This is a genomic window from Salinivibrio sp. IB574, from assembly GCF_001996205.1.
In the GTDB taxonomy this organism is placed as follows: Bacteria; Pseudomonadota; Gammaproteobacteria; order Enterobacterales; family Vibrionaceae; genus Salinivibrio; species Salinivibrio proteolyticus.
On the sequence record NZ_MUFN01000009.1, the window covers coordinates 35,727 to 61,995 of the forward strand.

21 protein-coding genes are annotated in these 26,269 nt (G+C 50.4%); 10 read left to right on the top strand and 11 right to left on the bottom strand.

Features of this window, described 5'->3' with window-relative positions; all coding sequences use genetic code 11:
• The first annotated feature begins 30 nt into the window (after positions 1-30).
• From BZJ17_RS06030 to BZJ17_RS06040, 3 genes are read left to right on the top strand one after another with little or no spacing between them, the layout of a single operon-like run.
• Complete coding sequence (locus BZJ17_RS06030; RefSeq protein WP_077640116.1) at positions 31-702, top strand: ABC transporter ATP-binding protein; 672 nt, start codon at positions 31-33, stop codon at positions 700-702.
• The gene (locus BZJ17_RS06035) at positions 683-3,142 is read left to right on the top strand and encodes an ABC transporter permease (RefSeq protein ID WP_077640117.1); all 2,460 of its coding nucleotides are present in this window, start codon (positions 683-685) and stop codon (positions 3,140-3,142) included. Before BZJ17_RS06030 ends, BZJ17_RS06035 begins: the two co-directional genes overlap by 20 nt.
• Positions 3,143-3,167: 25 nt before the next feature.
• On the top strand, positions 3,168-4,274 hold the full coding sequence (locus BZJ17_RS06040) for a lipocalin-like domain-containing protein (protein ID WP_077640118.1): 1,107 nt from the start codon (positions 3,168-3,170) through the stop codon (positions 4,272-4,274).
• Positions 4,275-4,280: 6 nt separating this feature from the next.
• Here BZJ17_RS06040 and cra read toward each other — a convergent pair whose 3' ends face one another.
• Positions 4,281-5,294, bottom strand: a complete 1,014-nt coding sequence (gene cra / locus BZJ17_RS06045; RefSeq protein ID WP_077640119.1) for a catabolite repressor/activator — start codon at positions 5,292-5,294, stop codon at positions 4,281-4,283.
• A 460-nt stretch (positions 5,295-5,754) separates the two neighbouring features.
• Here cra and fruB point away from each other — a divergent pair, with 460 nt between their 5' ends.
• The 3 genes from fruB to fruA are packed head-to-tail and all read left to right on the top strand — an operon-like array spanning position 5,755 to position 9,639.
• Positions 5,755-6,927 (top strand): fused PTS fructose transporter subunit IIA/HPr protein, encoded by a 1,173-nt coding sequence (gene fruB, locus BZJ17_RS06050; RefSeq protein ID WP_077640143.1) that lies wholly within the window; start codon positions 5,755-5,757, stop codon positions 6,925-6,927.
• Positions 6,924-7,880 (top strand): 1-phosphofructokinase, encoded by a 957-nt coding sequence (gene pfkB / locus BZJ17_RS06055; protein WP_077640120.1) that lies wholly within the window; start codon positions 6,924-6,926, stop codon positions 7,878-7,880. The genes fruB and pfkB overlap by 4 nt, the downstream gene beginning before the upstream one ends.
• A 25-nt stretch (positions 7,881-7,905) precedes the next feature.
• Complete coding sequence (gene fruA, locus BZJ17_RS06060) at positions 7,906-9,639, top strand: PTS fructose transporter subunit IIBC (protein WP_077640121.1); 1,734 nt, start codon at positions 7,906-7,908, stop codon at positions 9,637-9,639.
• Between the two features lie 59 nt (positions 9,640-9,698).
• Here the strand turns inward: fruA and BZJ17_RS06065 are convergent, their stop codons facing one another.
• The 4 genes from BZJ17_RS06065 to BZJ17_RS06075 all read right to left on the bottom strand — a co-directional run bounded on the left by BZJ17_RS06065 (position 9,699) and on the right by BZJ17_RS06075 (position 15,324).
• Positions 9,699-11,144: a glyceraldehyde-3-phosphate dehydrogenase gene (locus BZJ17_RS06065; RefSeq protein WP_069588521.1), complete on the bottom strand. Its 1,446-nt coding sequence runs from the start codon at positions 11,142-11,144 to the stop codon at positions 9,699-9,701.
• Between the two features lie 390 nt (positions 11,145-11,534).
• On the bottom strand, positions 11,535-11,750 hold the full coding sequence (locus BZJ17_RS17660; protein WP_347230976.1) for a DUF3334 family protein: 216 nt from the start codon (positions 11,748-11,750) through the stop codon (positions 11,535-11,537).
• Positions 11,747-12,001, bottom strand: a complete 255-nt coding sequence (locus BZJ17_RS17665) for a DUF3334 family protein (protein ID WP_347230977.1) — start codon at positions 11,999-12,001, stop codon at positions 11,747-11,749. The genes BZJ17_RS17660 and BZJ17_RS17665 overlap by 4 nt, the downstream gene beginning before the upstream one ends.
• A gap of 128 nt (positions 12,002-12,129) precedes the next feature.
• Positions 12,130-15,324, bottom strand: coding sequence for an ATP-binding protein (locus BZJ17_RS06075; RefSeq protein ID WP_077640122.1), 3,195 nt, complete (start codon positions 15,322-15,324; stop codon positions 12,130-12,132).
• Between the two features lie 367 nt (positions 15,325-15,691).
• Between BZJ17_RS06075 and BZJ17_RS06080 the strand changes: the two genes are divergently transcribed.
• From BZJ17_RS06080 to nagK, 3 genes are all read left to right on the top strand, one after another.
• Positions 15,692-16,036 carry a DUF3802 family protein gene (locus tag BZJ17_RS06080; protein ID WP_069588527.1) on the top strand — a complete coding sequence of 115 codons (345 nt, stop codon included), beginning with the start codon at positions 15,692-15,694 and terminating at the stop codon, positions 16,034-16,036.
• Positions 16,037-16,170: 134 nt separating this feature from the next.
• Complete coding sequence (locus BZJ17_RS06085; protein ID WP_077640123.1) at positions 16,171-16,917, top strand: tRNA-uridine aminocarboxypropyltransferase; 747 nt, start codon at positions 16,171-16,173, stop codon at positions 16,915-16,917.
• A gap of 106 nt (positions 16,918-17,023) precedes the next feature.
• Positions 17,024-17,929, top strand: coding sequence for an N-acetylglucosamine kinase (gene nagK / locus BZJ17_RS06090; protein WP_077640124.1), 906 nt, complete (start codon positions 17,024-17,026; stop codon positions 17,927-17,929).
• A gap of 83 nt (positions 17,930-18,012) precedes the next feature.
• On the opposite strand, the gene BZJ17_RS06095 is transcribed toward nagK, so the two are convergent.
• The 4 genes from BZJ17_RS06095 to BZJ17_RS06110 all read right to left on the bottom strand — a co-directional run bounded on the left by BZJ17_RS06095 (position 18,013) and on the right by BZJ17_RS06110 (position 23,271).
• On the bottom strand, positions 18,013-19,092 hold the full coding sequence (locus tag BZJ17_RS06095) for a ketoacyl-ACP synthase III (RefSeq protein WP_077640125.1): 1,080 nt from the start codon (positions 19,090-19,092) through the stop codon (positions 18,013-18,015).
• A gap of 127 nt (positions 19,093-19,219) precedes the next feature.
• The gene (locus BZJ17_RS06100; RefSeq protein ID WP_077640126.1) at positions 19,220-20,590 is read right to left on the bottom strand and encodes a DASS family sodium-coupled anion symporter; all 1,371 of its coding nucleotides are present in this window, start codon (positions 20,588-20,590) and stop codon (positions 19,220-19,222) included.
• A 210-nt stretch (positions 20,591-20,800) separates the two neighbouring features.
• Positions 20,801-21,460 carry an ElyC/SanA/YdcF family protein gene (locus BZJ17_RS06105; protein ID WP_077640127.1) on the bottom strand — a complete coding sequence of 220 codons (660 nt, stop codon included), beginning with the start codon at positions 21,458-21,460 and terminating at the stop codon, positions 20,801-20,803.
• 119 nt (positions 21,461-21,579) lie between these two features.
• Positions 21,580-23,271, bottom strand: a complete 1,692-nt coding sequence (locus BZJ17_RS06110) for an NAD-dependent malic enzyme (protein ID WP_069588539.1) — start codon at positions 23,269-23,271, stop codon at positions 21,580-21,582.
• Positions 23,272-23,786: 515 nt separating this feature from the next.
• Here BZJ17_RS06110 and BZJ17_RS06115 point away from each other — a divergent pair.
• The gene (locus BZJ17_RS06115) at positions 23,787-24,524 is read left to right on the top strand and encodes a transporter substrate-binding domain-containing protein (protein ID WP_077640128.1); all 738 of its coding nucleotides are present in this window, start codon (positions 23,787-23,789) and stop codon (positions 24,522-24,524) included.
• A gap of 75 nt (positions 24,525-24,599) precedes the next feature.
• Here BZJ17_RS06115 and BZJ17_RS06120 read toward each other — a convergent pair whose 3' ends face one another.
• Together BZJ17_RS06120 and BZJ17_RS06125 are read right to left on the bottom strand one after the other, a co-directional pair.
• Positions 24,600-25,082, bottom strand: a complete 483-nt coding sequence (locus tag BZJ17_RS06120) for a YajQ family cyclic di-GMP-binding protein (protein WP_077457015.1) — start codon at positions 25,080-25,082, stop codon at positions 24,600-24,602.
• Positions 25,083-25,130: 48 nt separating this feature from the next.
• The gene (locus BZJ17_RS06125; RefSeq protein ID WP_077640129.1) at positions 25,131-26,189 is read right to left on the bottom strand and encodes a 3-deoxy-7-phosphoheptulonate synthase; all 1,059 of its coding nucleotides are present in this window, start codon (positions 26,187-26,189) and stop codon (positions 25,131-25,133) included.
• Between the last annotated feature and the right edge of the window lie 80 nt (positions 26,190-26,269).

Sequence of the window (26,269 nt, forward strand, 5' to 3'; positions counted from 1 at the left end):
CTATTTAGACGTTAAAGGGTACGGATTGGCATGTTAGCAATTAAGGCGCTGTGTAAGGGCTATCAGGATGGAAGTGATTTTCATCCCGTGCTGCAAGGTGCCGCTTTGTCTGTTTCTCCCACCCATCAATTGGCCTTGATGGGGGAAAGTGGGTCGGGCAAAAGCACGCTACTTAACCTGATTGCCGGCTTGGACAAAGCCGACAGTGGTGAAATCTGGTTTGATGATAAACCGCTTCATCAAATGAATGAGCGCGCGCGTACCCAATTTCGCCGCCAGAATATTGGCCTTATTTTTCAGCAGTTTAACCTGCTGCCAACCCTGAACATCGCCGATAACATCCGTTTTTGCCGTCAACTTAAAGGCTTGAAAGACGATGCAGCGCTGTGGCGTCAGATTGTCTCCCAACTTGATTTGATGCCGTTGTTGAATCGTTACCCCGAAGAAGCCTCGGGGGGGCAACAACAGCGCACCGCGATTGCGCGCGCGCTATATATGGAACCCAAGCTGTTATTGGCTGATGAACCAACGGGAAGCCTCGATGAGCGTAATGCGGATGCCGTCATGCGGCTACTTACCACATTAACGCGCCAACAAGAAGCGGGCCTGTTGGTGGTTACGCACAGTGAAACTGTTGCCAATTACTTACAAGGTAGCGTCATGCTGCAAGGGGGCGTGCTCAGTGTTCGGGCCCGTCGCTAATGCGTTATGGGGGCATTATCGCCGCCATCCTTTTCAAATATTACTCGTTTGGCTGGGGCTTACCTTAGGTATCGCCTTGTTGGTGGGCGTATTATCGATCAACCAACACGCGCAAAAAAGCTACCGAGAAGGGGCTAAGCTATTTAGTAATCCCTATCCGTTTAGCATCCATCATACCCAACGCACGCAGCGCGTACCGCAAGCGTTTTATATCGATTTACGTCGGGCGGGATTTACCCAATGTGTGCCGATAGAGCGTTTACAAGTTGTGACGCCGTCACTTGATGATCTCAACCTGATGGGCGTCGATACGATCGCAATGTTACCCATGCTCAGCGAAGGTGATGGCGGTGAGGGCATTTCTCCCGTCGATGCGATGTCTCCACCTTATCCCGTTTACGTCGGGGAAGCGATGGCGTCGCACAAGGGGTGGCAATCGGGACAAATGATCCCCTTGCTAGATTATCCGGCGATTGGCCCGTTGCGTATTGTCGATAACGATGCGCTCAGTATGGGCACCTACTTAGTGGCGGATATGGCGCTATTGCGTGCCTTGTCTCCTCATGCCGGCATTAGTGAAGTCTTATGTGGCGCACTGAGTCAGGCCGAGCGCGAGCAGATCCGCCAATTATTACCCCCCGCTTTAACACTTGCGAAAACCCAAACCACCCAGTTAGGACCACTTACCAACGCATTTCACCTCAATTTATTGGCGATGGGATTGCTCGCGTTCGTGGTGGGGTTGTTTATTTTCTATCAAGCCATTTCTCTTTCAATGACGCAGCGTCAGCCACTGGTCGGCGGCTTACGGCAATTAGGCGTAGACGGTCGGCAGTTGTCACTGGTGATGGCGATTGAGTTAGTCGGCTGGGTCATACTGGGTGTGATCAGCGGGAATGTGCTTGGGTTATTGCTAGCTAAGCAACTGCTTCCAGCGGTCGCCACGACACTGTCTGACCTATATGGTGCTGAAGTTGACTTGATCATGCACTGGCAATGGCAGTGGGGATTATACAGTGTACTGTTAGCCTTGCTAGGAGCTGCAATGGCATCGGCTTGGCCACTCATCCGCTTAATAAAAACGCCTTCGGGTCGCTTATCGCAGCGGATGACCCTATTACGCGGGACACGCCGTGAGTTTTCGGTACAAGCGGTATTGGCGTTATTGCTTGCGGTAGCCGCGTGGGGTGTGTCGTATTGGCCTAGCAGCCAGTGGCAAGGCTTCACGTTAATTGCGCTAACCATGCTAAGTGCTGCGTTGGTCTTACCCTATTTGTGTGGCGGCTTATTTCATCTATTGGCGCAATGGCACCAAGGCGCACGTTGGCGTTGGTTTTTTACTGATGCGGCGGCCAGTTTAAGTTATCGCGGTGTGGCGGCAATGGCCTTTATGTTGGCGGTGTCGGCACATATTGGCATGGAAACCATGGTGGGTAGCTTTCGTGCCAGTACCGAAACATGGCTACAGCAGCGACTCGCGGCGGATGTATATGTTCGCCCTAGTAATGAGCTATTGCCTCGCATGGAATCTTGGTTGGTTAAGCAAGACAATGTCTCTCAGTTTTGGACAACGTACCGTCGTGAGCTCGATGCGCCGCAAGGCCGACTAGAAGTCCTTTCGGTTGGAAATCGCCCCCTCGAGAAACAAGCATTGGCAATCAAGAACGCCCAACCGGATTATTGGTCGCAGCTCCATCAGCAACGAGCTGTATTACTCAGCGAGTCGCTGGCCGCAAAATTCGGTGTGGATGCGGGTGAAATGGTGAATTTACCCGCCCCGATGGGAGAGCGATGGCAAGTTGCGGGTGTCTATTATGATTACGGGAACCCCTACGGTCAGCTAGTGGTTTCTGCGCGCGGTGACGTAGGAAGCTGGTTAACTGCTGGCAGGCCATCGATGGCGGTTGTCCTCGATCAAGGCGTTGAAAGCGACCTGTTTATTGCGCAGATTCGTCGGACATTCTCACTCAGTAACGGCCAAGTTCAAAACCAAGCCGATATCATGCAGTACGCGATGCGCATTTTCGACCGTACGTTTACGGTGACCGAAAGTCTGTGTGTATTGATGCTGATTGTTGCCATCAGTGGTCTGTTTTTCTCTACGTTGGCCACCGAATTGTCTCGCCAGCGTCAGTACAGTTTGTTGCGTTGTTTAGGTTTGTCGGGGCGCGAGTTGATTGCGCTCGGAGGCGGGCAGTTGGTGATCCTCGGGGTTGCCAGCGCTGTGATCGCAATTCCGTTAGGGCTACTGCTGGCGGGGATGCTAATCCATGTGGTGCTCAAAGCTTCCTTTGGTTGGACGATGACCATGAGCTTTTTCCCGCTCACCTATGCCACCACTATCGGGCTATCAATGCTTGCATTAATGGTGGCTGGTGCTTGGCCCGTCTATCGCATGATGAAGCGTACTGCAGCCGTCTCTTTGCGTGACGCGCAGTAGCGGCAGGAGTTAAGGAGTGAGTGGGATGAAATTAAGTCGCAAACTGTTTGGCTCCATGCTGGTGATGATTGTAGCCATCGCGCTGGGAAGTCTGATTTGGTGGGGACGCCAGCCTGCGCCTCAAAGCAGCGCATCGACAGGCTTTGATGTGTTTGCCCAGCAGTCTGGTTTTCAAGCTGTGACCCCCGATTATCATCCCGAATACCCGAAAGATATGGCTGCCCATCCGGGCTTTGCCACGGAGTGGTGGTATTTAACCGCCACACTGGAAGATAGCCAAGGCCAAGCCTACGGCGTGCAATGGACTCTGTTTCGCCGCGCGATTCGAGCCGAGCAGGCGCTTGGCTGGGCTAGCCCACAACTCTATATGGCACATGTCGCGATAACACGCGCTGATCAGCAGTGGGAAGCGGAACGGTTTGCCCGCGGTGGCATTGGTCAAGCCGGCGTGACGTTGTCACCATTTCAGGCGTGGCTGGATGATTGGCAATGGCAGGGTCAAGCCGATCCTTTTCCGGCGACAGTTGAAGCACAATTTGAGGCACAGAATACTGAGGTGGGCTTTGCTCTGCAGGTTGAAGACAGTGGTCTGAGAGTGAAGCAGGGCGAGCAGGGATATAGCATTCGTCATGAAAGTGCACCGTCGGCCTCTTATTATTTCTCGGTGCCACAATTACGCATTACAGGCACCTTGACGCTCGATGGCAAGTCTTTTTCTGTTACAGGAAAAGGGTGGTTTGATAAAGAATGGTCGAGCGGTGCCATGGCCGACGACCAATCCGGATGGGATTGGTTTGGTTTGAATCTCGACGATGGGCGCGCGCTGATGGTGACTCAGATCCGGGGTCTAAAGCCCTTTGTATTTGGATCTTTAACCTCGGCCGATGGCAAGGTGCGATCACTTGATAAACATGCAATACGCATGGTGCCGGTCAATCACGCCACACTTTCCGATAAACGAACATTGCCCGTCGGTTGGCAAATACGTATTCCCGATGAAGGGATCAACGTGACCACGCAGCCTCTAAACCCAGATAGTTGGATGGCGCTAAGCATCCCATACTGGGAAGGACCGGTGCGTGTCGAAGGGAGCGTGAGCGGCCGTGGCTTTATGGAAGCCACGGGTTACTGAGCATGATTAGTTTAAACCGATCCAAGCTTGGGTTTGATGCGGGCGCCAAATCGGTTGACGATCGACGGTGATCACGCCGGGTTGGTTGTCGCCTTCAGCAGCTGAAATAGCGAGGCTTAACGCGGCATCGCTAATCGCATCAAACTGTTGTGGAAGCGACTGCACCCCAAAGGGTAAAAAGTCCAAGATGCGACTGTCCCCGAATGTGGCAAAGTATAAGGCGGTGGGCGCAATACCTGTTTGCCGGATTGCATCCAATACACCCTCACATAGGGTGAATGAGGTGGTAAGCAAGGCATCGGGTAAATCGCCAGCATCTATCCATTCAGTCATTAACCGTTGACCTTCGCTGCGGCTAAACGCGTTGCCATAGCGCACTTGTCCGTCCACATTACCGACCTCCAATGCGTTAAGAAAGCCTTTTTCACGCTCTTGCGAGATGGCTAAAGAGGGGACGGCACCAATCAATCCCGCCTGATACACATCGCTAGGCGCAATAAGTGTCTCGGTTAATTGATACGCACCTTTGGCATCATCACTCAGTACATTGGCGAACTGGGTCGCGTCTAGTTGTCGGTCGATAGCCACCACAGGTGTGCCTTTTCGCTGCACATCAGGATAGAAAGCATTGTCCGCTGGCAAACACGAAGCGACGATCAACGCATCAATCTTTCGAGAAATCAATGTAGTGGCAACGGTTTGCTCGCGCTGAGGATCATCATCCGAGCCGGTGATAATCACTTGGTAGCCTTGATCATGGGCTTTGCGCTCTAGCAATTTGGCCAAGAGGGCATAACTGCTGTTGGCAAGATCAGGAACCACCAATCCGAGGGTGCGTGTTGTTCCTGCCCGTAGGGCGGTTGCGGCACGGTTGGGTTGATAGTTATGTTGGTCAACAACCGCCATCACCCGTTCCCGGGTCTTAGCGCTGATCCGATAACGATCGGCTTTTCCGTTAATCACGTAGCTGGCCGTGGTGCGTGACACGCCGGCAAGGCGTGCTATCTCATCGAGCTTCATAGAAAGGATCCAGTATCAGGCCAATCGTTATTGATGGCTTTGTGAATGCGATCAAAGTTTGCACACATCCGATCGAGATTATGTTTGCATTATATGCTAAAACGATTCAGCCTTAAAGCTGAAAGGTTTCAGCTGTTCTGTATGACACTACTTTTATCACATATTTGCCAAACACAGGACGGCTAAGCGTTAGACCGGATTCAACGTTGCGATAAATAGACCCAAAGACAACACCCTTGAGGTCTGACTGCAACCAAAAGCTGAAACGATTCAGCTTAGCGTGAGTTGAGTGATACGAACCATCTCGCGTCTTCAAGGATTGAACAGAATGTGGGTCGATGATGCAGGCATCCGTCTGGCTTACCTTCTACGATTTACCATGCAGTTGCTGCGATGCGGTGATTGTAATGAGCCCAATATATTGCGTGCGCAAGGCGCACAAACGAAGAGGATTAACCTCATGCTCGCACTAACAGCACAAGATATCTATTTACAGCAGTCTGCCGCCTCGAAAGAAGAGGCGATCAAAGCTATGGCCACGCGACTGATTGACAAAGGATTGGTCGCGCCCGGTTATCAAGCGGGTATGTTGGCGCGAGAAGCGCAAACGAGCACCTATTTAGGCAATGGTATTGCGATCCCGCATGGCACTACAGACACCCGTGATCAAGTGAAACAAACGGGCGTGCAAGTGTGTCACTTCCCACAGGGCGTGGACTGGGGAGACGGTGAAACCGCTTATCTTGCCATCGGTATTGCGGCGAAGTCAGATGAGCACCTGACAATCCTACGCCAATTGACCCACGTGTTATCACAAGACGGTATTGAAGCGCAGTTGAAACGTATTGAGAGCGCAGACGCTATATTGGCACTCCTCAATGGTGGCACGAAGGACAATAATCAGGGTTTTACGTTTACCCCAGATATGATTTTAAGTGGTTTCCCAGCGCGAGATATCACCACACTGCAAGCAGCTGGCGCGGGACTTTTGAAAAATAGCGGATGCCTAGATACCTCAGGCGTTAGTCATCTGATTGCCGCAACGCCTGTTCATTTGGGCGAGGGGCATTGGGTGTTGGGCATTGCAAATGGCGTGTCTCACACTGGGATGTCGTTAGTCATGCCTTCTGAGCCATTGAATATGGGTGAGCATGTCGCCCATGCTTTGTGGTGTTTTGCGGCGAAGAATGACGCGCATATGGCCCTGCTCGCCAAGCTGACCCAACTCAAAGCAGAGGGTAAATTGAACAGCCTTATCAACCAATCACCTGACGCGCTTGTGTCGGCGGTTATGCATCCGGATGCCGCTGACGTAGAGACTGTGCAGCCACCAGCACCCGCGGCGAAGATTGAGGGTGAATCTGGGCTATTTACCATTACCAATGCACATGGCCTACATGCGCGACCTGGTGCCATGTTGGTGAACACCGCTAAAAAATTCAGCGCGGATATTCAAGTGGCCAATGCGTCCACCCAATCGGCTGCCGTCAACGCCAAGAGCTTGATGAAAGTCATTGCCCTGGGAGTAAAGCATGGCCATCAGCTTCAGTTTACCGCCCAAGGGAGTGATGCGCAGGAGGCGATAGCCGCCTTGGGTGAAGCTATTCGTCAAGGCTTAGGAGAACACGCATGAGTACAATCTTAACCGTGACCTTTAATCCTGCTCTCGATATGACGGGAGCGCTTGGTATCTTGCAAGCTGGCGATGTCAACTTAGTGCAAAAGTACAACCTACATCCTGCAGGAAAAGGCGTGAATGTGGCGCGGGTGTTGGCTGATTTGGGCGCCCAAGTGACGGTATCTGGCTTTTTGGGTGAGGAAAATCAAGACCCCTTTGCGCACTTATTTGTTGAGCATGGCATTTGCGATCGCTTTTTACGCGTACCGGGCGTGAGTCGAACAAATGTCAAACTGGTAGAAAAAGACGGTCGTGTCACGGATCTCAACTTTCCGGGAATGGCAGTGGAAGGGCGCGATATTGAGGCGCTCACGCATACCTTATTGGAATTAGCTGATGGGCATGACTGGATTGTACTGGCCGGTAGCTTACCGCCTGGCGTCAATGCTGATCAGCTCAGTGACTGGGTTCAGGTTCTCACCGAGGCCGGTAAGCAGGTGATTGTAGATACCAGCCAACATGCACTGCGTGCTGCGGTGTCTGCCAAGCCTTGGCTTGTGAAACCCAATGAAGCTGAGCTTGCTCAGTGCTTGAACGCGCCAATCAGTAATGAACTCGATACCTTGTTAGCGCGTGGTGAACAGCTATTCCAACAAGGCATTGCCAATGTGGTGATTTCTCGTGGCGTAGATGGTGTGCTGTGGCGCAACCATCAAGGTTGGCTGCAGGCCGTTGCACCTGCGCAAGAGGTCGTCAGTACCGTTGGCGCGGGAGATTCACTGGTTGCCGGTTTGGTATGGGGATGCCAAGCCGGTGAAGAAAAAGCGACGGTACTTCGTCGAGCGGTCGCGCTATCTGCGCTGGCGGTCACCCAAGTGGGTGTCGGTGTCTCTGATCTCGACCGTGTTTATCAAATGATAGAAAAAATTAGCGTGTCACCGGTCACTATGTCCGCACACGCCGAATAAACAATCCAAGAGTGGGGTAAAAGGTATGAAACTGGTCATTGTGACGGCGTGCCCAAGTGGCGTCGCTAACACAGTTATCGCAGCAGGATTGCTTGAAAAAGCAGTCGGTGAGCGAGGCTGGCAAGCAACCATCGAATGTCAATCGAGCATTAAGGCGCCAACACCGGTCTCGTCTGAAGCGATTGCTGACGCGGAGCGTATTTTGCTCGTCGGTTCACCGGCGCAGACCGCACGTTTTAACGGTAAGCCGGTTTATCAGGCATCATTAAGTGATGTGATGGACAATGCGCAAGCGGTTCTCGATGCGGTGTCATCTCACGCTGAGGTTTATCAAGCGTCAGAGGAGCCTGAGGCGAATCAATCCATGCGTATTGTCGGCATCACCGCATGTCCGACCGGGGTTGCCCATACATTTATGGCGGCAGAGGCGATTGAAGAGGCCGCCAAATCGAAAGGCTACAGCGTTAAAATTGAAACACGGGGCTCGGTGGGGGCAAAAAATGCGCTGACTGACCAAGAAATCGCTGATGCGGATGTGGTGTTTATTGCCGCAGACATTGAGGTTGATTTAAGTCGCTTTGATGGGAAGCGATTATATCGAACCAGCACAGGCGTCGCGTTGAAAAAAGCCGCTCAAAGCCTTGATGATGCAGTCGCCAATGCTGAGGTCTACCACGCAGCTAAAAAGCACACCAACGGACAAGCGACTGCTAGCCAAGGTGAGCGGACGGGGGTGTATAAACACTTGATGACTGGGGTGTCGCACATGTTGCCACTCGTGGTCGCGGGCGGTTTGGCCATTGCACTGTCATTTGTGTTCGGCATTGAAGCATTTAAAGAAGAAGGCACATTGGCTGCCGCATTAATGCAAATTGGCGGTGGCAGTGCGTTTGCCCTGATGGTGCCTGTCCTCGCCGGTTTTATTGCCTTTTCTATCGCGGATCGTCCCGGTCTTGCTCCCGGCCTTATTGGAGGTATGCTCGCAGCCTCAACAGGCGCAGGGTTTCTTGGCGGGATTCTGGCGGGCTTTATCGCCGGTTACAGTGCCAAGTTTGTTGCTGATAAAGTGCAACTGCCTGCAACCATGGAAGCCCTCAAGCCCATTTTAGTGATCCCATTGGTGGCAAGCTTATTCACGGGCTTGGTCATGATCTATGTGGTGGGTGGCCCTGTTTCGGTGGCGATGGATAGCTTAACCACCTTCTTGCAAGGAATGAACTCAACCAACGCAGTGATCTTGGGTGTATTACTGGGTGCGATGATGTGCTTCGACTTGGGTGGTCCTGTGAACAAAGCCGCATACACCTTTGGTGTGGGTTTGATCGACAGTGGTACCTATATGCCAATGGCAGCGATCATGGCCGCAGGTATGGTGCCGGCGCTGGGTATGGGACTGGCAACATTTCTGGCGAAACGTAAGTTTAACGATGCTGAGCAAGAAGCGGGTAAAGCCTCGTTTGTGCTGGGGCTGTGCTTTATCTCTGAGGGGGCGATCCCTTTTGCGGCTAAAGACCCAATGCGAGTTATTCCGGCGTGTATTGCTGGGGGCGCGTTGACTGGTGCAATTTCGATGCTGATTGGCGCAAAATTAATGGCGCCTCATGGTGGATTATTTGTACTGCTTATTCCCAATGCAATCACCCCCGTGTTTATGTACTTGGCTGCCATCGCCGCGGGTACGTTAGTCACAGGGATTGTTTACGCGTTGATCAAACCTGTCAGTCAGCCATCGCCGCTGACGGCTGCAAAGCAGTCATAGTTTGCTCTCTGCTTAGCAAAAAAGGCCCATTCGGGCCTTTTTTTATGCTCTACACCTGATTACAGGCTTGCGGGTTCAGGGACCAATGGATAGCGAACGCCCATCATTTTCTCCATGCAATGAACCACTTGGCAGCTATAGCCAAATTCATTGTCGTACCAGATATACAGGACGCAACGGTTTCCATCCGCGATAGTTGCTTGGCTATCAACCACACCCGCAAAGCGAGAACCGATCAGATCGCTAGAAACCAGCTCAGTAGATTGGGTAAAGTCGATTTGGCCGGATAGCGGCGAATACAAGGCAACATCTTGAAGGTAAGCATTGATCTCATCTTTGCTTGTTGCGTTATCCAAATTCAAATTGGCAATTGCCATCGAAACGTTTGGAGTAGGAACGCGTACAGAATTCCCCGTGAGCTTACCTTTTAACGCAGGCAACGCTTTCGCGACCGCACTGGCGGCACCGGTCGAGGTGAGCACCATATTCAAGGATGCTGAGCGACCACGGCGATCCCCTTTGTGATAGTTATCAATCAGGTTTTGGTCGTTGGTGAATGAGTGCACCGTCTCGATATGGCCACCATCAATGCCAAATTTGTCGTGCATGGCTTTAAGCACTGGCGTGATCGCATTGGTAGTACAGCTGGCCGCTGAGATAATCTTATCATCGTCGTGGATAACGTTATCGTTGACGCCGAATACCACGTTTTTGATATCGCCTTTGCCCGGTGCGGTGAGCAAGACCTTTTGGGCGCCCTTGCTTTTCAGGTGTTGGCTCAACCCTTCTTCGTCGCGCCACATTCCCGTGTTGTCGACCACTAATGCATTGTGAATGCCGTACTGGGTATAATCCACATCCGCTGGGCTGTTGGCGTAGATCACCTGAATAAAGTTGCCATTTGCGATTAACGCACTGCGGTCTTCGTCAACGGTGATACTGCCGTTGAATGGGCCATGAACCGAGTCACGACGTAATAAACTGGCACGTTTTTCTAGATCGCCTTCGCGTCCACCACGCACAACAATAGCGCGTAAACGTAATGGATAGCCGGGACCGCTTTTCTCCACCAACAGTCGTGCTAACAAACGCCCAATGCGGCCAAAGCCATATAAAACGACATCTTTAGGCTCAACACTGTTGCCCGTTCCCACTAAATGGCCTAATTGACTGTGGAGAAAATCAGCGATGCCGTCTTGGTTGTCATTAGATTGCCAGTACGTCCAAGCCAGTTGGCCGACATCGATTTTACTTGGCGCGAGATCCATTTCCGCCATCACTTCAATTAAAGGCAAGGTTTGACTGGGTGCTAAGGTGCCTCCGGTGTAACGGCGGGCGACTCGGTGCGCTTTGATAATATCAATGGTACTGGCGTTGATCAGTTGACGGCCAAACAGTTGGATTTCGACCCCTTTTTGGCGATAAAGCTGGCTGAGCAGCGGATACATGGTTTCAGAGTGGTTTTGACTAGTTTGCCAATCGAGTAGGTAGTGTTCTGGACTCATGAATCGACCTTTTTTCACGAATGATAATGGAGTGGGCAGGGTGCCCAGTAGGGTTTTGACTGATCTTTTGCCAGCCTTATGATTTTGTGGCGCAGTCTATACGATGCAGAATTATTCACCTACTAAAAATAACTGACGTATTTAATGAGGTAAACGATTAAAAAATGGCGAGATTTTGATTGAGATTCATTCTTTCTGTGTGACGTTAATCAAACGAAGATTGCGATAGGATGCAAAAAGAAAGTTAATAAATTGAGGTTGCGCAATAAGAGGCGCATTTATTTTATTAAGTAAAATTAGTTGCAGGTTTTACAAGGCGAGAGTGAGTCTTCCCAACCACTAACTATGGCGATGTTAATGGTTGGGGGGCCAAGGTTCAAAGGGGAGCGATTAGATCCCTAGTTCGTCGAGTAGGTCGTTATTACCGCCACCCGTCCCTTTTTTCTCGGTGGGTTTCTTCTCCAGCTGACGGACGGTTTCTTCTTCGAGAATCGCGTCTGGATTGACTTCCTCACCTTCTTCAAAGTCTTGTAACTGGATGAATTCAGTCCGCTCCATCGCCAGCTCTAGGTAGAAAATATGGTTGTTTTCGGTGGTAAAGCTCACACGGGTTGCATATAGTTGTTGTAGATCTCCATTGCCGCAGCAGAGGAGAAGTTGATGACGACAAGGCCAGAGAAGCCGCCATCAAATAAAACAAAGCAGCCTAAATCAGGCTTTAAACTGGTTTTGGCAATTTTTTGTACCATCGCGGCGTGATGAACCGGCGAATTGGTGGCCTTGGTCAACACAGCGGTGGCTGACTGACAAAGCTTAAGTAATATGTCCTCGGAGGTGACGACCTTGGTTTTTCTCATTATTCACTACCGTAGTTGTTTAACTGTCTCTTACTCAGTGTGGCACTGGATTGCGCAATTTGTACACCGCTTTTACCGATATCCGGATATGGGATCACGTTATCTCTCGTCATCCGCCGCTGATACCGCTATTTCGACCCGTCCAGAATTTGCGCAATGGCTGCCTCGAGGCGAGGTAGTGCTTGGTGGAGTTGGCGAAGCGCTGTATCCAGTCCAGCGCTATCGTGTGCGGCCGCCGCTTTTTCTGCCGCTAGGCAATAGTGATACGTTTCTTGCGCCCCGATACTGCCTGCCGCGGATTTTTGTTTGTGTGCGGCGTCTTTTAATGCCGCCCAGTCGTGAAACGGTGGTGTGTGTTGTACAAGCTCATGTAGGCAGGGCAGGCAGCGTGTTTTAAAAACGGCGATGATGTCTTGGTAAGCATCCTGTTGCCCAGCATACAATCGCGTGATCACGCTGGCGTCTAGGACGAGATGCTCGGCTGTTTGTTCTGCCTCGGGCGTGGTGTGCATATCGTCTGAGACAGGGACGCCTGAGGTGAAAGCGGCAAGCGCATTGTCGTCGTTCAACCACTTTTGTAAGGTCTCGTTGAGCGCGTCGAGCTCAATGGGTTTAGTGATGTAATCGTCCATCCCTGCTTGAAAACAGCGGGTGTCTTCACCGCTCAGGGCGTTGGCGGTAATGGCTATGATTGGAATGCGTTGACCGCCTTGCTGTCGTTTTCTTAGTGCCGCGGTGAGATCGTAACCATCCATATTGGGCATGTGGCAATCGGTCAGCACCAAATCCACCTCATGCTGTTGGTACACACTCAGGGCATGTTTACCATCTTCTGCCATCAGTACATCGAATCCGAGATAACTAAGCTGCTGGATCAGCACCTGCTGGTTAGTGGGATTATCTTCGACGACTAAAATTCGACCCCGTCCGGTTTTGAGTGGGGCTGACAGTGATAGCTCGTCACTATATTCGCCGAGCATACTGACATCGGGGCTTTCTAGCCCTAAGCAGACACGAAGACCATGCACCAGTCGACGATAGGTCAATGGTGAGGCGAACAGTTCTACCACACGCTTATCTTGGTGACGAGCCAAGGAGAGGGTATGTCGCAGTGCAATCACATGGGCGAAAGTATACTGATGAAGTTGGCTATTATTTAATACCGTTTCTGGGTCTTGGGTGATAATAATGAAGTGGGTGTTATCCGTTTGAGTTGAGCTGGGATGCGCATCAAGCGGTGTGAGCGTTTTATTGTGTGTCACTCGGTGTTTGATATCTAAGTGTTTTAAATAAGCGGTAATGGCGGTGCGTAACGCTCCGGCGGGTAAATCAATAAAAACCCACAGTGGCGCGCTCGATTCTGTGGCAATGGCGGGTTTAGCTTTTTCTGACAGGGGATTGATCGTGTACTCCAGCTCGACACGAAACTGTGTGCCTTTCCCTTCCTCACTGTGCACGCGGATCACGCCGCCGAGCAGGTCAACAATATTCTTGCAAATCGCCAGTCCGAGACCGGAGCCCCCGTACTCGCGGGTGGTGGATGATTCAGCCTGATTGAATGGCTGAAAAATGGTTTCGAGCTTCTCTTGGCTAATACCAATTCCATTATCGGTGATTTCGATATCAAGCTTGGTTTTATCCGGCGAAGAGGCAGGCTGAGGCATGATCCAGACATCGACTTTCCCGGTCTGGGTCGACTTTCCGCCGGAAAACTTCACCGCATTACCAACCAAGTTATACAGCACTTGTTTAAGGCGGTTGGGATCCCCAATCAGCTGATCAGAAAGCCGCGGATCGATAAATAGTGACAGTGTCACGTTCCGCTTGTTGGCATGGTGGCTCACCGTTTCCATGACTTGCTCGACCGTCTCCGAGAGCGAAAAGGTGACGCGTTCAAACTGGAGCTTGCCCGCCTCCGTGCGAGAAAAATCAAGAATATCGTTAATAATCGACAACAGCGATAATGCCGATTCTCGCACTGTTGCAATCAGACTGTGTTGCGACGGTGAGAGCGGTGAACGGCGTAACATATCAATCATACCGATGACGCCATTCATTGGCGTACGAATTTCATGGCTCATGGTGGCGAGAAATTGAGCCTTCGCGCGCGAGGCACTTTCTGCGCGCTCTTTTTCTCGCATCAGCTGTTCTCGTGCTTGGTTGCGAGAGATGATATGCGCACGGAATATCACTAAACCATGCGCGATTTTACCAACCTCATCGGTGCGTTCTTGGTAGTCACTGAGCGGGGGCGTCATATCGCCTTTCACCAAGCTTTGCATGGTATCGGCCAGGTTGACGATAGGTTGTGTGAATGTGCGGTAGATATACACATACATGGCACTGCTCACAAACAAAATAAATAGCAGCAAATAACCAAGATTAAGCTGATTGGAATGAAGAATATCTTGCAAATCAACCATTGAGCTGCTGACAACCATACCCGTTTCGCGTGCAAAGCCAGAAAGCGCATTTTCTAGCGCTTGATATTCCTGATCACTGAGCGTTCGCACCGCCTTCATAGCTTCTATTTTGGCGCGAGGTTGATAGTTATTGAAAATGGCAATGCCACTGCGCTTCAGGCTGGTAAAGTGCTGAGAAATTAATTCCAGTTTGTTCAGAGACAAGGGATCATTGAGCTCGAACTTCGCCAGTGATAGGTAGCGCTCGAATGTTGCCATGTCGTCAGTGAAGTCGCGACGACTGGTTTCTTGGCCATCGAGGTATTGGTTGAGCTCGGTGAGCATGTCGCCGTTTTCATCCACGAGCTCATCAAGATATTGTAAAATCGCGACGTTGTCGGGTTGCGTCAGCTCTTGAGCGGCTTTTAATTCGGCGACGAGGCTATCGATCGGGCGGACCACATCAATCGATAAACGTAATACTTGCTTGCGAGCCCATTGCTCAGCAACGGGGTCAAACTCGGTTAGTACTTTCTGATGAGCTTTACGTTGAAATCTTTCATACAGATGACGAATTTCCGTAAGTCGCTGGTGGCCACTTGGTTTGATCCGTGCCAGCTTGTCTAGTTGGTTCTCGAATTCTTGTTGGTTTTCAAGAAACACGGCCAATGATTCATGACGCCCCATGACATATTTGAGCATGCTGGCATTCATTTCACCCGCCGCCCGCAGCAAGGTCATGGTAATAATGGCACTGGGGATTTCTTGGTTCGTGGCTTGCTCAACATCCCGATTAACGCGCTCTTGCATCACGTAACTGGATACAGAGAGGCCGAGCACCATCAGGGTAATAAAGGTCATGATCAGCCCGATTTTGCTGACAATACTTTTGCTAAATGGGCGGGCACGGTTAGCTGTCATGCGTGGTTCCTACATCCTTGTGCGTGAATAGCGACGGGATCATCCCGGCTTGTTGCCATTGAGGCCTCTGCATCTTTGCCAACCCCCAGCTATACTGCTGATAGTTGCACTGGCGTTCAGTCCTTTGTATGAGCTTGTGCCTCAACACGGATTGTGGTTGTATGCTTGCCTAGCTCACGAATTTGACGACGTATCGGTTCGACGTGGTCGCATGGCGTGCTATACACAATGCTATCTTATAGTATACATAGCGTTAAGCGGTGTACGAAGAAGCGTGATTAGCTTTCTAATTTCGTGCGCAAAAGGCGCATACACTTGACGATCGCGATACAATAGCGACATTAGAACAGTCTAAGGACAAGTAATCATGGTAGTAGACTCAGACGGGTATCAAGCACTGATCGAGCATTTTGCGTTTAATCTCTCTGTGTTTGAGCAACCGGGCGAAGCCATTGGCGATGATACGATTGCCGATATCGTCCATGATTTGGTCGCATCCAATATTATGACTATATGCGAGCAGAATCCTGGCCTTTCGTCAGCGTTGCGCTTTACCATCCTGAAAGAAGCTGACCGTGTGGTAGAAGACATGGAAGAAGTACTCGCGGGACGCTGGGAGCAACCTGTTACGGCAGAACAAGTGGGCTTTTTGGAAGAGTACATTGCACTCGTCAAAAATTTGTTTGATGGCGCTATGGTTGAACTGCGCTAAACAAAAGATCACTACATGCCACAGAGCTCAGTGTTGACTGGGCTCTTTTCCTGTCAGCACAACCTCTTTCAGCACTGCATCCCATTTTACTTTGCGTATAATAGGCACCTTTATCGTTATTGCCTGCTTGCCTTATGTCTGACGCAACCCCTTCCCATGCCGTTCACCGCTTATACGAGAGGCGCCTTGCTCGCGCCACACGACCTTATCTTGCCCGAGGTGCAGGTGTTGAACGTTGTACCCAATGCATGTTAGTTCGCCACTATTGTGTGTGTGAATACCGTCGCCAGTGTGAGACTAACGCCGCGTTTATGTTGATCATGTACGATGACGAAGTTCTCAAGCCGAGTAACACGGGGCGACTCATTGCTGACTGTATCCCTGATACCTCGGCGTATATTTGGTCGCGTACTGAGCCAGATCCTGAGATGCTGACGCGATTAGCCGATCCCGCTTACCAGCCTTATATTGTGTTTCCCGCCCAATATGCTGAGCCGTCTCGCGTTGTTTCTTCCCCAAAGCCTCATCCTAGCGGTAAACGTCCGTTATTTGTGGTCATTGATGGCACATGGCGAGAAGCGAAGAAAATCTTTAGAAAAAGCCCTTGGCTTGATCGTTTTCCGGTTTTGAGTATTCAACCTGAGGCATTATCACGCTATCGAGTCCGTGACGCACACGGAGAGAACCAATTAGCGACCGCAGAAGTGGCAGCGCACGTGCTCGAAAACGCGGGTGACCGCCGAGCTGCGGTGCATTTAAGCCAGTGGTTTGATGTCTTTCGCGAACGCTATATTGCTGGGAAGCGACAAAAAACCTTACCTGAGGGAGATGCGTTAACCCAGTTTATAGCGATGCGTGACCAAACATCTTACGCGGAATAAAATATCTTGTTCTAAAGTAACGAAATATGTTGCGGCTCACGGACATTTATGACCGTTTGCTGAATAATAATTTGTATAAATAACGACACACAAAGGTGGCTGGGCCATGTATTACGGCTTTGATGTGGGCGGAACCAAAATTGAATTTGGCGCCTTCGATAAACAACTCAATCGTGTAGCAACTGAGCGCTATGCGACACCGACTAAGGATTACGCAGCCCTGATTGATACCCTTGCCATGTTGGTCGAAAAGTACGACGCGACGTTCGGCGAAAAGGGGACAGTGGGGATTGGCATTCCCGGATCAGAATCGGCAGACGGCACGGTGTTAACCGTGAATGTGCCAGCAGCAAACGGTATGCACTTGCGAGCGGATTTAGAAGCGCGCGTCGGTCGCGAGGTTCGGGTGAGCAATGACGCCAATTGCTTCGCGCTATCGGAAGCGTGGGATGAGCAAGCCAAAGAAGCGAAAACCGTGCTTGGTTTGATTCTGGGTACCGGGTTTGGTGGTGGCTTGGTGATTAACGGTAAGGTGGTCAACGGTAAAAACCAAATGGCCGGTGAAGTGGGTCATATGCGCATGCCTATTGATGCCTGGCTACGCTTGGGGGATAAACCACCCATGTTTGCCTGTGGATGTGGTAATCAAGGTTGTCTCGATAACTACTTGTCAGGACGCGGGTTTGAACAACTTTATGCCCATTATTACGCGCCGCTATCTGCCGTTGAGATCATCGAGCAATACCGGTTAGGCGAAACGAATGCCGTTGCGTTTGTTGACCGCTTTTTTGATGTGTTGGCGATGTGCTTTGGTGGGCTGTTAACCGCGTTTGATCCCGATATGGTGGTACTAGGCGGTGGTTTGTCTAACTTTGATGAAATTTATCACGAGCTGCCCAAACGTCTTCCTCATCACCTTTTGTCCGCGGCAAAACCACCGATGCTGATGAAAGCACAGCACGGTGATTCTGGTGGCGTACGCGGGGCGGCGTTTTTGCATCTCGCTCACTAAGCAACGCCTGATAAAATACACAGCAAAAAGCCGACTTGATTGTCGGCTTTTTTTAGCGAGTGCGGATGCACCAAGCGTTGGGGCTAGGCTTGGCGGTTCTGACATTGATCAACCGCGTAGGCAAGTAGCTCCAGCGCGGTTTTATCTGTGGCGGGTAATTCCGCATCCGATTGTTGCAGTGGCGTGGTGCGTTCACCCCAACGAATCAATCCCGCTCCCCAAGTTAAACCAGCACCAAACGCGGCGGTCAGTAATTGGCTATGGGGTTTCACTACACCTTGTTCCACCGCTTCGCAGAGTGCGATAGGAATGGTTGCTGCCGAGGTGTTGCCATAGTGCTGAATATTCACAAATGCTTTATCTAGGCTAATGCCTGCGTGGTCACAAAGTGCTTCAATAATGCGTTTATTGGCTTGGTGAGGAACCACCACGTCAATTTGTTCCGCGCTGAGCTGATTACGCGATAACACTTGGTTCGCGGCAGCCCCCATTCCTTTTACAGCCCGTTTAAAAATGTCGCGGCCGCTAAAGTCAAACGCGAAGTGACCATTTTGCGGATCAAATCTGTCCATCGCGGTGCCAAAAGCAGGAATTGCCAACACATCGCGTCCTGCTGAGTCGCATCCGAGCTGTGCGTCGAGAAGGCCCACTTCTTGATCGGTTTGACTAATAACCACCGCGCCAGCGCCATCACCGAATAACACCGCAGTATCACGTTTGCTCCAGTCGAGGTACCACGTTAAGTGTTCTGCCCCGATGATCAGCGCATGCTGATAATGGCCAGCTTGGAGCATCTTGGTTGCGGTTTCTAGGCCATAGAGAAAGCCGGTGCAGGCCGCATTCATATCAAATGCCGCCGCGCGCACTGCACCAAGATTACCTTGTACTTTAGAGGCAATATTGGGAATTAAGGTATCCGGTGAGCAGGTTGCAACAATCAGTAGATCAAGCTGCGCTGCCTCAATCCCAGCAGCGGCCAGCGCACGTTGAGCGGCCACGGTGGCAAGATCTGAGGTTTCAACATGACTGACTCGGCGTGACTCAATACCGGTGCGGGAGCGGATCCACTCATCGTTTGTTTCAATAATTGTGCTGAGGTCATCATTGGTCAGCACCGCCGGAGGAAGACATTTTCCCCAGCCTGTAATTTCTGCAAATGCCATAGTTAGTTACGGTTAATGAAGCGTCGCAATAGTGTAAACCTGAAACTCTATTGAAACAATTTCGGGGTGAGAGTAGAGGAGAAAAACACTACCTAGCGCATATGCTAGGTAGTGTGATTGAACAGGGTTACCAGAATAACCAAGTAAAGACGGCTAAAACCATGATACAAATAATGTTTAGGTACAAACCAATACGCATCATGTCACGCTGTTCGATATGACCGGAACCAAAAACAATGGCGTTTGGCGGTGTCGCGACCGGCAGCATAAAGGCACAGGATGCTGCAATCGCAATCAGTGCAGATAGCGCCACAGGGGAAACACCTAACGCTTCTGCAATAGTGGCAAACACAGGGACGAGTAAGGCAGCACTGGCGGTATTGCTGGCAAATTCCGTCAGGAAAATCACAAAGGCGACGACACCTAACATGGTGAAGAAGATGCCAGAGCCGGTAAGGGCGCTGCTTAGGTGGTTAGCCAAAAATAGGCTTGTCCCAGTGGCTTTGAGTACGTTGCTTAGACAAATCCCGCCACCGAAAAGGAGCAAAACGCCCCAATCAGCAGTCTTTTCGATCTCCTTCCATTTCACGACACGGGTAGCCCCCAGCAGCACAATGGCAGACAACGCGACGATGGAGTCAAACTTACTGAGGCCGCCTAGTAGGCTGTTCAGTGGTTTGCTAAAGATCCATGCTGCGACGGTGAGTGCAAAAATGCCCATGGTGACTAAGCGAGGCAGCGTCCATTCGAATTGGCGTTTCTCTGCCTCAAATGCATGGCTTAAATTAGGCTTGGTCAGCACATAGAGCACCAAGACGGCGATCGGCAGCAATACCAAGGTGATAGGCAATCCGATTTTCATCCAACCAACAAAATTCAGTCCCGCTTCTGCTGCAGCAATCGCATTGGGTGGGCTGCCGACGATGGTCGCAATCCCGCCGATACTCGCGCAATAAGCAATCCCCAGTAACACAAACACGTAGGTTCCATGATCTTTTTGGTTACTGACTTTACGTAAAATGCCGAGTACAAGCGGCAGCATCATCGCCGTGGTAGCGGTGTTGCTTATCCACATTGACAAGGCCGCGGTGACCCCAAACAACATCATCACGGCGACGGACATTTTTCCTTTCGCGACCGTCAGTACCTTATTGGCGATGGCTTGATCCAGCCCTTGGGCCTGCAATGCCGCGGCAAGGGCAAAGCCACCCAAGAATAGGAAAATGATAGGGTTAGCAAAATTCGCCATCGCCGCAGGGGATTCAAATACTCCTAAGACGACCGCCAGAATGGGAACGAGAATGGCAGTGATGCTGACATGGATAGCTTCAGTTAGCCAGAGCACCGCGATAAAGACGAGCAGGCTAAGACCTGTGGTCACTTGAGGGTCAAAGGGGAGGCTATAGTACAGCGCGAAAAAGAGTGCGATATCGGCAAATAGGATCCACGCTTTTCTATCCAACCCGGAGGATTGGGAGGTCAAAGATTGCACATCCATAGGGCTTCCTTTTTGTTGTAACGTCATCGTGCAATGCGGCACGTATTATTATGTTTTAAACGCTGCACAGAACCTGCTGTGTCAGACGGCGCTAATATACGCCTTATTGAAAAGGGTGTTAATCGATTGCACGCTACTTTTTGAACGCTTGATTAAAAAGATGTGAAATTTGTGAGAGGAAAGAGAAAGAAAGGGTGGATTTGTACCCATTTACGATTCGGTAGCAGTGACACCATCAATTGGCTCTTTCGGGCCGGTAAACTTAGGTTTCACATTAAGGATAAAGCTATCTAACACGGCTTTAGTGCGTGCGAGCACTTCACGCAAACGGATCTTTATGCCAGCCCAGCCTTGTGGGCTTGCTACGGCATAGCAAATCGCATCAATATTGTTCACGTCAGCAAGAAATAAGGCTCGCTCACAGTGAAACTGCTGGCTGACGACGGTAAAGCGGGCCAAGCTAAACACCGTTTTGGCTCGAACCACGGAGTCGAGTGTACGAAAACCAGCATAATCGAGGTGAATTGCGTCGTCTGCGATCCCAGCTTTCAGTAGATCGCGCTTCATGGTCCAAGGTTCATTATAGGAGCGGTGCGCATTATCGCCGCTTAAGAGTAAATGACTCACCTTGTTCGCTTTATACAGTGCCTCTGCGGCCTCGATGCGGTGGGTATAGTAAGGATTCGGGGTTTTACCAATATACTTGCTGGTACCAAGCACTAATGCCACTTGGCGTTTGGGCAGGGCGTCGACGTTGGTGYAAACGCGGTCACGCGCATTGAGTGTGATCGCTAAGTCACTAGCTACCATAGTAACCAGTGCGAAAATCACTGCGATAAACACCAATCGTGCGAGGCGCCGGATCGCCATACTACTTACTGTCCTTTTCAGAAATACCATGCGGATAAGGCGTCAAGGTTGGCGCCTCAAGTGAATGGAATCCTAGCAAAAAAAGCTCCTCGAAAGGAGCTTTTTGTGTCAACCGCTGGTTAAAACGATGTGCGTTTATACTCACGGTATCTGGGTTCCCAGAAGCTATCATCAATGCGTTTTTTCAATGCCTCATCAGACAGCTCGGCGGCAACGCCTTCTTCAATCGCCTGTTTCGCAACCGCAAAAGCAATTTGCTTTGACACATAAGTAATGTCTTCCAGCGAAGGAAGTAAGGCACCGGTGCCGCGCTTCGCTAATGGCGAACATTCAGCAAGTGCACGTGAAGAGGCCATTAACATGCCATCGGTCACGCGAGTGGCGTCCACTGCAAGGACACCAAGGCCGATACCCGGGAAGATATAGCTGTTGTTACATTGCGCGATTGGGAAGGTTTTACCATTGTCTAGGCGCACGGGTTCAAACGGACTACCCGTCGCAACCAGTGCTTGCCCGTCTGTCCAGCGAAGAATGTCAAAGGGAGTGGCTTCGACCCGGCTGGTTGGGTTTGATAGGGGGAAGATAATCGGCCGTTTACAATTATCATGCATGGCCTTAATAACCTCTTCGGTAAAGAGGCCCGGCGCCCCAGAGACACCAATGAGCACGGTTGGCTGGGCATTACGTACCACATCCAACAGTGAGATATTATTGTCTTCTAATTGCCAGTCTTTTAATGCGCTGCTCTTTTGAACCAGTTTTTGCTGGAAGTCGAGTAGGTTTGGCATGGCATCAATGAGTAAGCCCCAGCGATCAACCATAAAGACACGCGCACGCGCTTCTTGATCGGAAATCCCTTCCGACACCATTTGGGCAATGATGGCTTCAGCAATGCCACAGCCGGCAGAACCTGCTCCAAGGAAGGTGATACGCTGCTCGGAGAGCTTAGTGCCAGCGGCTTTACAGGCAGCAATTAACGAACCCACGGTGACGGCGGCCGTCCCTTGGATATCGTCGTTAAAACAGCACACTTTGTCTTTGTATCGCTCAAGAATAGGCATCGCATTTTTCTGTGCGAAGTCTTCAAACTGAATGAGTGCATCCGGCCAGCGACGCTGCACCGCTTGGATGAATTCTTCAATAAAGTCGTCGTAATCTTGACCGCTGATCCGAGTATGGCGCCACCCCATGTACATAGGATCTGACAGACGTTGTGGATTGTTGGTGCCTACATCGAGCACGATTGGAAGCGTGTACGCTGGGCTAATGCCCCCACACGCGGTGTACAAAGACAGCTTTCCGATTGGAATGCCCATGCCGCCGATGCCTTGGTCGCCAAGACCAAGAATTCGCTCACCGTCGGTAACGACAATCACTTTCACGTTGTGACGTGATGCGTTGTTTAAAACATCATCAATTCGATCGCGGTTTGGATAAGAGATAAAAAGCCCACGGCCTCGACGATAAATATTAGAGAAGTTCTCGCAGGCAGCACCGACCGTTGGCGTATAAATGATTGGCATCATTTCGGTGATGTGGTTCGACACTAAACGATAAAATAATGTCTCGTTGGTATCTTGAATATTGCGCAAGTAAATGTGTTTATCGATATCGTTTTCAAAGCGTTGGTACTGCTGGTAGGCGCGCTCGGTCTGCTCTTCAATGGTTTCAATGGCATCGGGTAGCAAGCCCTCGAGGTTAAAAAACTTACGTTCTTCGACGCTAAACGCACTGCCTTTGTTGAGAAGCGGGGTTTCGAGTAACGCAGGCCCCGCATAGGGAATGTAAAGAGGTCGCTTTTGATTATTCATGGATTATCAGACTCGGCATTGTCCAGGCTGGAATATGACTGACTTTATTGCTCACTCGATAACCTTAATCGTTAAAGTACGCATTATTAATGCGGCCTAATTGAGCAATTATATGAAACAAGGGGTAAAGTTTAGTCATTAATGGTGACCCAATTCAACTTTTTTGCGTAGATGTGGGCGTCAACACATCATGTTTTTGCGTTAGCAGGGCGTGAACATTTGTACTAACGCGCAAGCATGAGATATCGCTATATGCATCAAGGTGTTGAATTGTCAGAAAACAAAACTGGGGAATAGCTCACAGCCGTGTTTAAAATTACGCAGGGTGATTTTTCGCTGACTATACTCACCAGTGATAACGGTTAGCACGGTGCTTGTATGGGGTTAAACCACAACCGCATGAACACCATGTTGTGGCAACCAAGAAATGGCGTCACATATAAGTACGGGTTACCCGAATAATAATATTGGCTGGGCGTCTGTTTTTATGGAATGAACAACAAAGAGGTAGTCCAATGAAGTCACTCATCGCCGCCAGTTTACTGGTGTTTTCAACTACGACAGTTGCTGCCAACCTAAGCGACTTGAATTATATCACTGAGGTTTACCCCCCTTTTAACTATGAGGAGAACGGGCAGTTAAAAGGGATTGCCGTGGATTTCCTTGAAGCGGCTACCGAAGCAGCGGGTGAGCCGATTACTCGTGATCAAGTTAAGATCCAACCTTGGGCGCGTGGCTATGCCACCGCATTGTCTGATCCAAACACGGTACTGTTTTCAACCACCCGAACGGAAGAGCGCGAAGATAAGTTTAAGTGGGTGGGTCCCATCACAGATACCAAAATTGTCGTGTGGGCACCGAAAAGTAAAGGGATCACCATCAACAGCGGCAGCGACTTTGCCAACTACAAAGTTGGGGTGGTACGTGACGATGTCGGTGAGCATTTGTTGCGCAGCCTAGGCGTTAGCGATAACGCATTGCGTCTCTCACCTAAAGCAGACTTGCTGGCTAAACAGCTCGCGGCGGGCCGCGTAGATATGTGGGCGTATGAAGAAAACGTCAGCTCCTTCATCATGAGTCAAAACAATGTGGACACAAGTCAGTTTGAAGTGGTGTATGTGCTGAGTGAAGCGCAATTGTATTATAGCCTGAGCAAAAGCACCCCTGATAGCTATGTAGAGAAATTGCAAGCTGGGGTAGATAAAGCGATTGCAAGCGGGGCGCTCGATGAAATCAAAGGCCAGTATAAGTAGTGTTAGCTGATAACGACACTGTCTTTACAAGCAAAACGGGCCAAATGGCCCGTTTTTTGTGGCCGATGTTGCACATTAGTCGCGAAAGTTTTCGAACTGGAACGGCTGCTCAAAATCACTGTCTTTTACCAGCTGAATCACCGCTTGAAGATCATCGCGTTTTTTACCGGTTACTCTGACTTGTTCGCCTTGAATTTGTGTTTGTACTTTCATTTTGGCGTCTTTGATTGCTTTAGTGATTTTCTTGGCAACGGGGGTTTCAATGCCATTTTTGAATTTCACTTGCTGCGAGAAGCTTTTGCCTGAGTGCACCATATCTTGAATATCCATGGCACGCGAATCCACGCCACGTTTGGCAAGGTTATTACGCAGGATATCCATCATCTGGTTGAGTTGGAAATCTGCCTCTGCAATGACTTTCACGGTTTCTTTGTCCAGCTCGAAGCTCGCTTCAACGCCACGAAAATCAAAACGCGTCGCCAGTTCGCGACTTGCATTATCTACGGCGTTCTTCAATTCAACCTTGTCGATTTCAGACACAATATCAAAAGAGGGCATAGTTCTGTCCTTTTCTCACATGACGGATGTCATGTCGCTGATAAATAATTAATAGGCTTGATGTCGCTTAGCACTTGCAGTGGCCAGTCGCTCAAGCAAGCGTTCAGTATCCTGCCAGCCAAGGCAAGGGTCGGTAATAGACTGGCCATATCGGCGCGACGCGCTATCACCCATAGGTTGGTTGCCTTCTTCTAAAAAGCTTTCTGCCATAATACCCGCAATGGCGGTACWTCCGTTAGCCAGTTGCGTCGCAATATCYTCTGCGACATCTAACTGACGGCGATGCTGTTTCTGGCAGTTGCCATGGCTAAAGTCTACCACTAATTTGGCCGGCAACCCGAAGCTCGATAAGGTTTCTGAGGCCGCTTGCACATCTTTTTGGTAGTAATTGGGTTGATGGCCGCCACGTAAAATAACGTGGCCATCAGGGTTACCCGCTGTGCGATAAATGGTCATAGTGCCATGCTTGTCTGGCGAGCAAAACAGGTGTGACTCACGGCTCGCACGAATGGCATCGACAGCGATACGAATATTGCCATCAGTGCCATTCTTAAACCCTACTGGGCAAGACAAGGCGGATGCCATTTCGCGATGGATTTGAGACTCGGTTGTACGCGCACCGATGGCCCCCCAGCTGATCAAGTCGGCAATATATTGGCCGGTGATCATATCGAGAAACTCGGTCGCAGTGGGTAAACCCATTTTATTGATATCGAGTAACAACTCACGGGCAGTGAACAGCCCAGCACGAATATCACCGCTCCCATCAAGGTGAGGATCGTTTATCAAACCTTTCCAACCGACAACCGTGCGCGGCTTTTCAAAGTAGGTACGCATGACAATCAGTAACTGATCGGAGTAAGTCTCTGCCAATCCTTTTAACCGTTTGGCGTACTCGCGTGCAGCGTCAGGATCGTGCACGGAGCAAGGCCCAATCACCACAAGCAGGCGCGGGTCATGGCCATTAAGAATTTGGCTGATTGCATGACGCGAAGCAGTAATATGGTGAGCAACATTGTCGCTGATGGGGTGGGCGGCTTCCACCTCTGCGGGCGTGGGCATGGTATCAACCACGCGGGTGCGAAGTTCATCGGTTTTCAGTGGCATAGAGGACAGCCTTCCTCACATCTTAATCTGTTGCGAAGCCAGTAAGATAGCAAAAATCGCGGCCCTTGAAAGCATGAATG

Excerpts from the sequence above, each read along its gene's own strand:
- BZJ17_RS06080 (WP_069588527.1), top strand. The coding sequence starts at position 15,692 with ATGGTAGTAGACTCAGACGGGTATCAAGCACTGATCGAGCATTTTGCG.
- pfkB (WP_077640120.1), top strand. The coding sequence starts at position 6,924 with ATGAGTACAATCTTAACCGTGACCTTTAATCCTGCTCTCGATATGACG.
- BZJ17_RS17665 (WP_347230977.1), bottom strand. The coding sequence starts at position 12,001 with ATGAGAAAAACCAAGGTCGTCACCTCCGAGGACATATTACTTAAGCTT.
- BZJ17_RS06030 (WP_077640116.1), top strand. The coding sequence starts at position 31 with ATGTTAGCAATTAAGGCGCTGTGTAAGGGCTATCAGGATGGAAGTGAT.
- cra (WP_077640119.1), bottom strand. The coding sequence starts at position 5,294 with ATGAAGCTCGATGAGATAGCACGCCTTGCCGGCGTGTCACGCACCACG.
- nagK (WP_077640124.1), top strand. The coding sequence starts at position 17,024 with ATGTATTACGGCTTTGATGTGGGCGGAACCAAAATTGAATTTGGCGCC.
- BZJ17_RS06115 (WP_077640128.1), top strand. The coding sequence starts at position 23,787 with ATGAAGTCACTCATCGCCGCCAGTTTACTGGTGTTTTCAACTACGACA.
- BZJ17_RS06065 (WP_069588521.1), bottom strand. The coding sequence starts at position 11,144 with ATGAGTCCAGAACACTACCTACTCGATTGGCAAACTAGTCAAAACCAC.
- BZJ17_RS06095 (WP_077640125.1), bottom strand. The coding sequence starts at position 19,092 with ATGGCATTTGCAGAAATTACAGGCTGGGGAAAATGTCTTCCTCCGGCG.
- BZJ17_RS06040 (WP_077640118.1), top strand. The coding sequence starts at position 3,168 with ATGAAATTAAGTCGCAAACTGTTTGGCTCCATGCTGGTGATGATTGTA.
- fruA (WP_077640121.1), top strand. The coding sequence starts at position 7,906 with ATGAAACTGGTCATTGTGACGGCGTGCCCAAGTGGCGTCGCTAACACA.
- BZJ17_RS06120 (WP_077457015.1), bottom strand. The coding sequence starts at position 25,082 with ATGCCCTCTTTTGATATTGTGTCTGAAATCGACAAGGTTGAATTGAAG.
- BZJ17_RS06085 (WP_077640123.1), top strand. The coding sequence starts at position 16,171 with ATGTCTGACGCAACCCCTTCCCATGCCGTTCACCGCTTATACGAGAGG.
- BZJ17_RS06075 (WP_077640122.1), bottom strand. The coding sequence starts at position 15,324 with ATGACAGCTAACCGTGCCCGCCCATTTAGCAAAAGTATTGTCAGCAAA.
- BZJ17_RS06110 (WP_069588539.1), bottom strand. The coding sequence starts at position 23,271 with ATGAATAATCAAAAGCGACCTCTTTACATTCCCTATGCGGGGCCTGCG.
- fruB (WP_077640143.1), top strand. The coding sequence starts at position 5,755 with ATGCTCGCACTAACAGCACAAGATATCTATTTACAGCAGTCTGCCGCC.
- BZJ17_RS06100 (WP_077640126.1), bottom strand. The coding sequence starts at position 20,590 with ATGGATGTGCAATCTTTGACCTCCCAATCCTCCGGGTTGGATAGAAAA.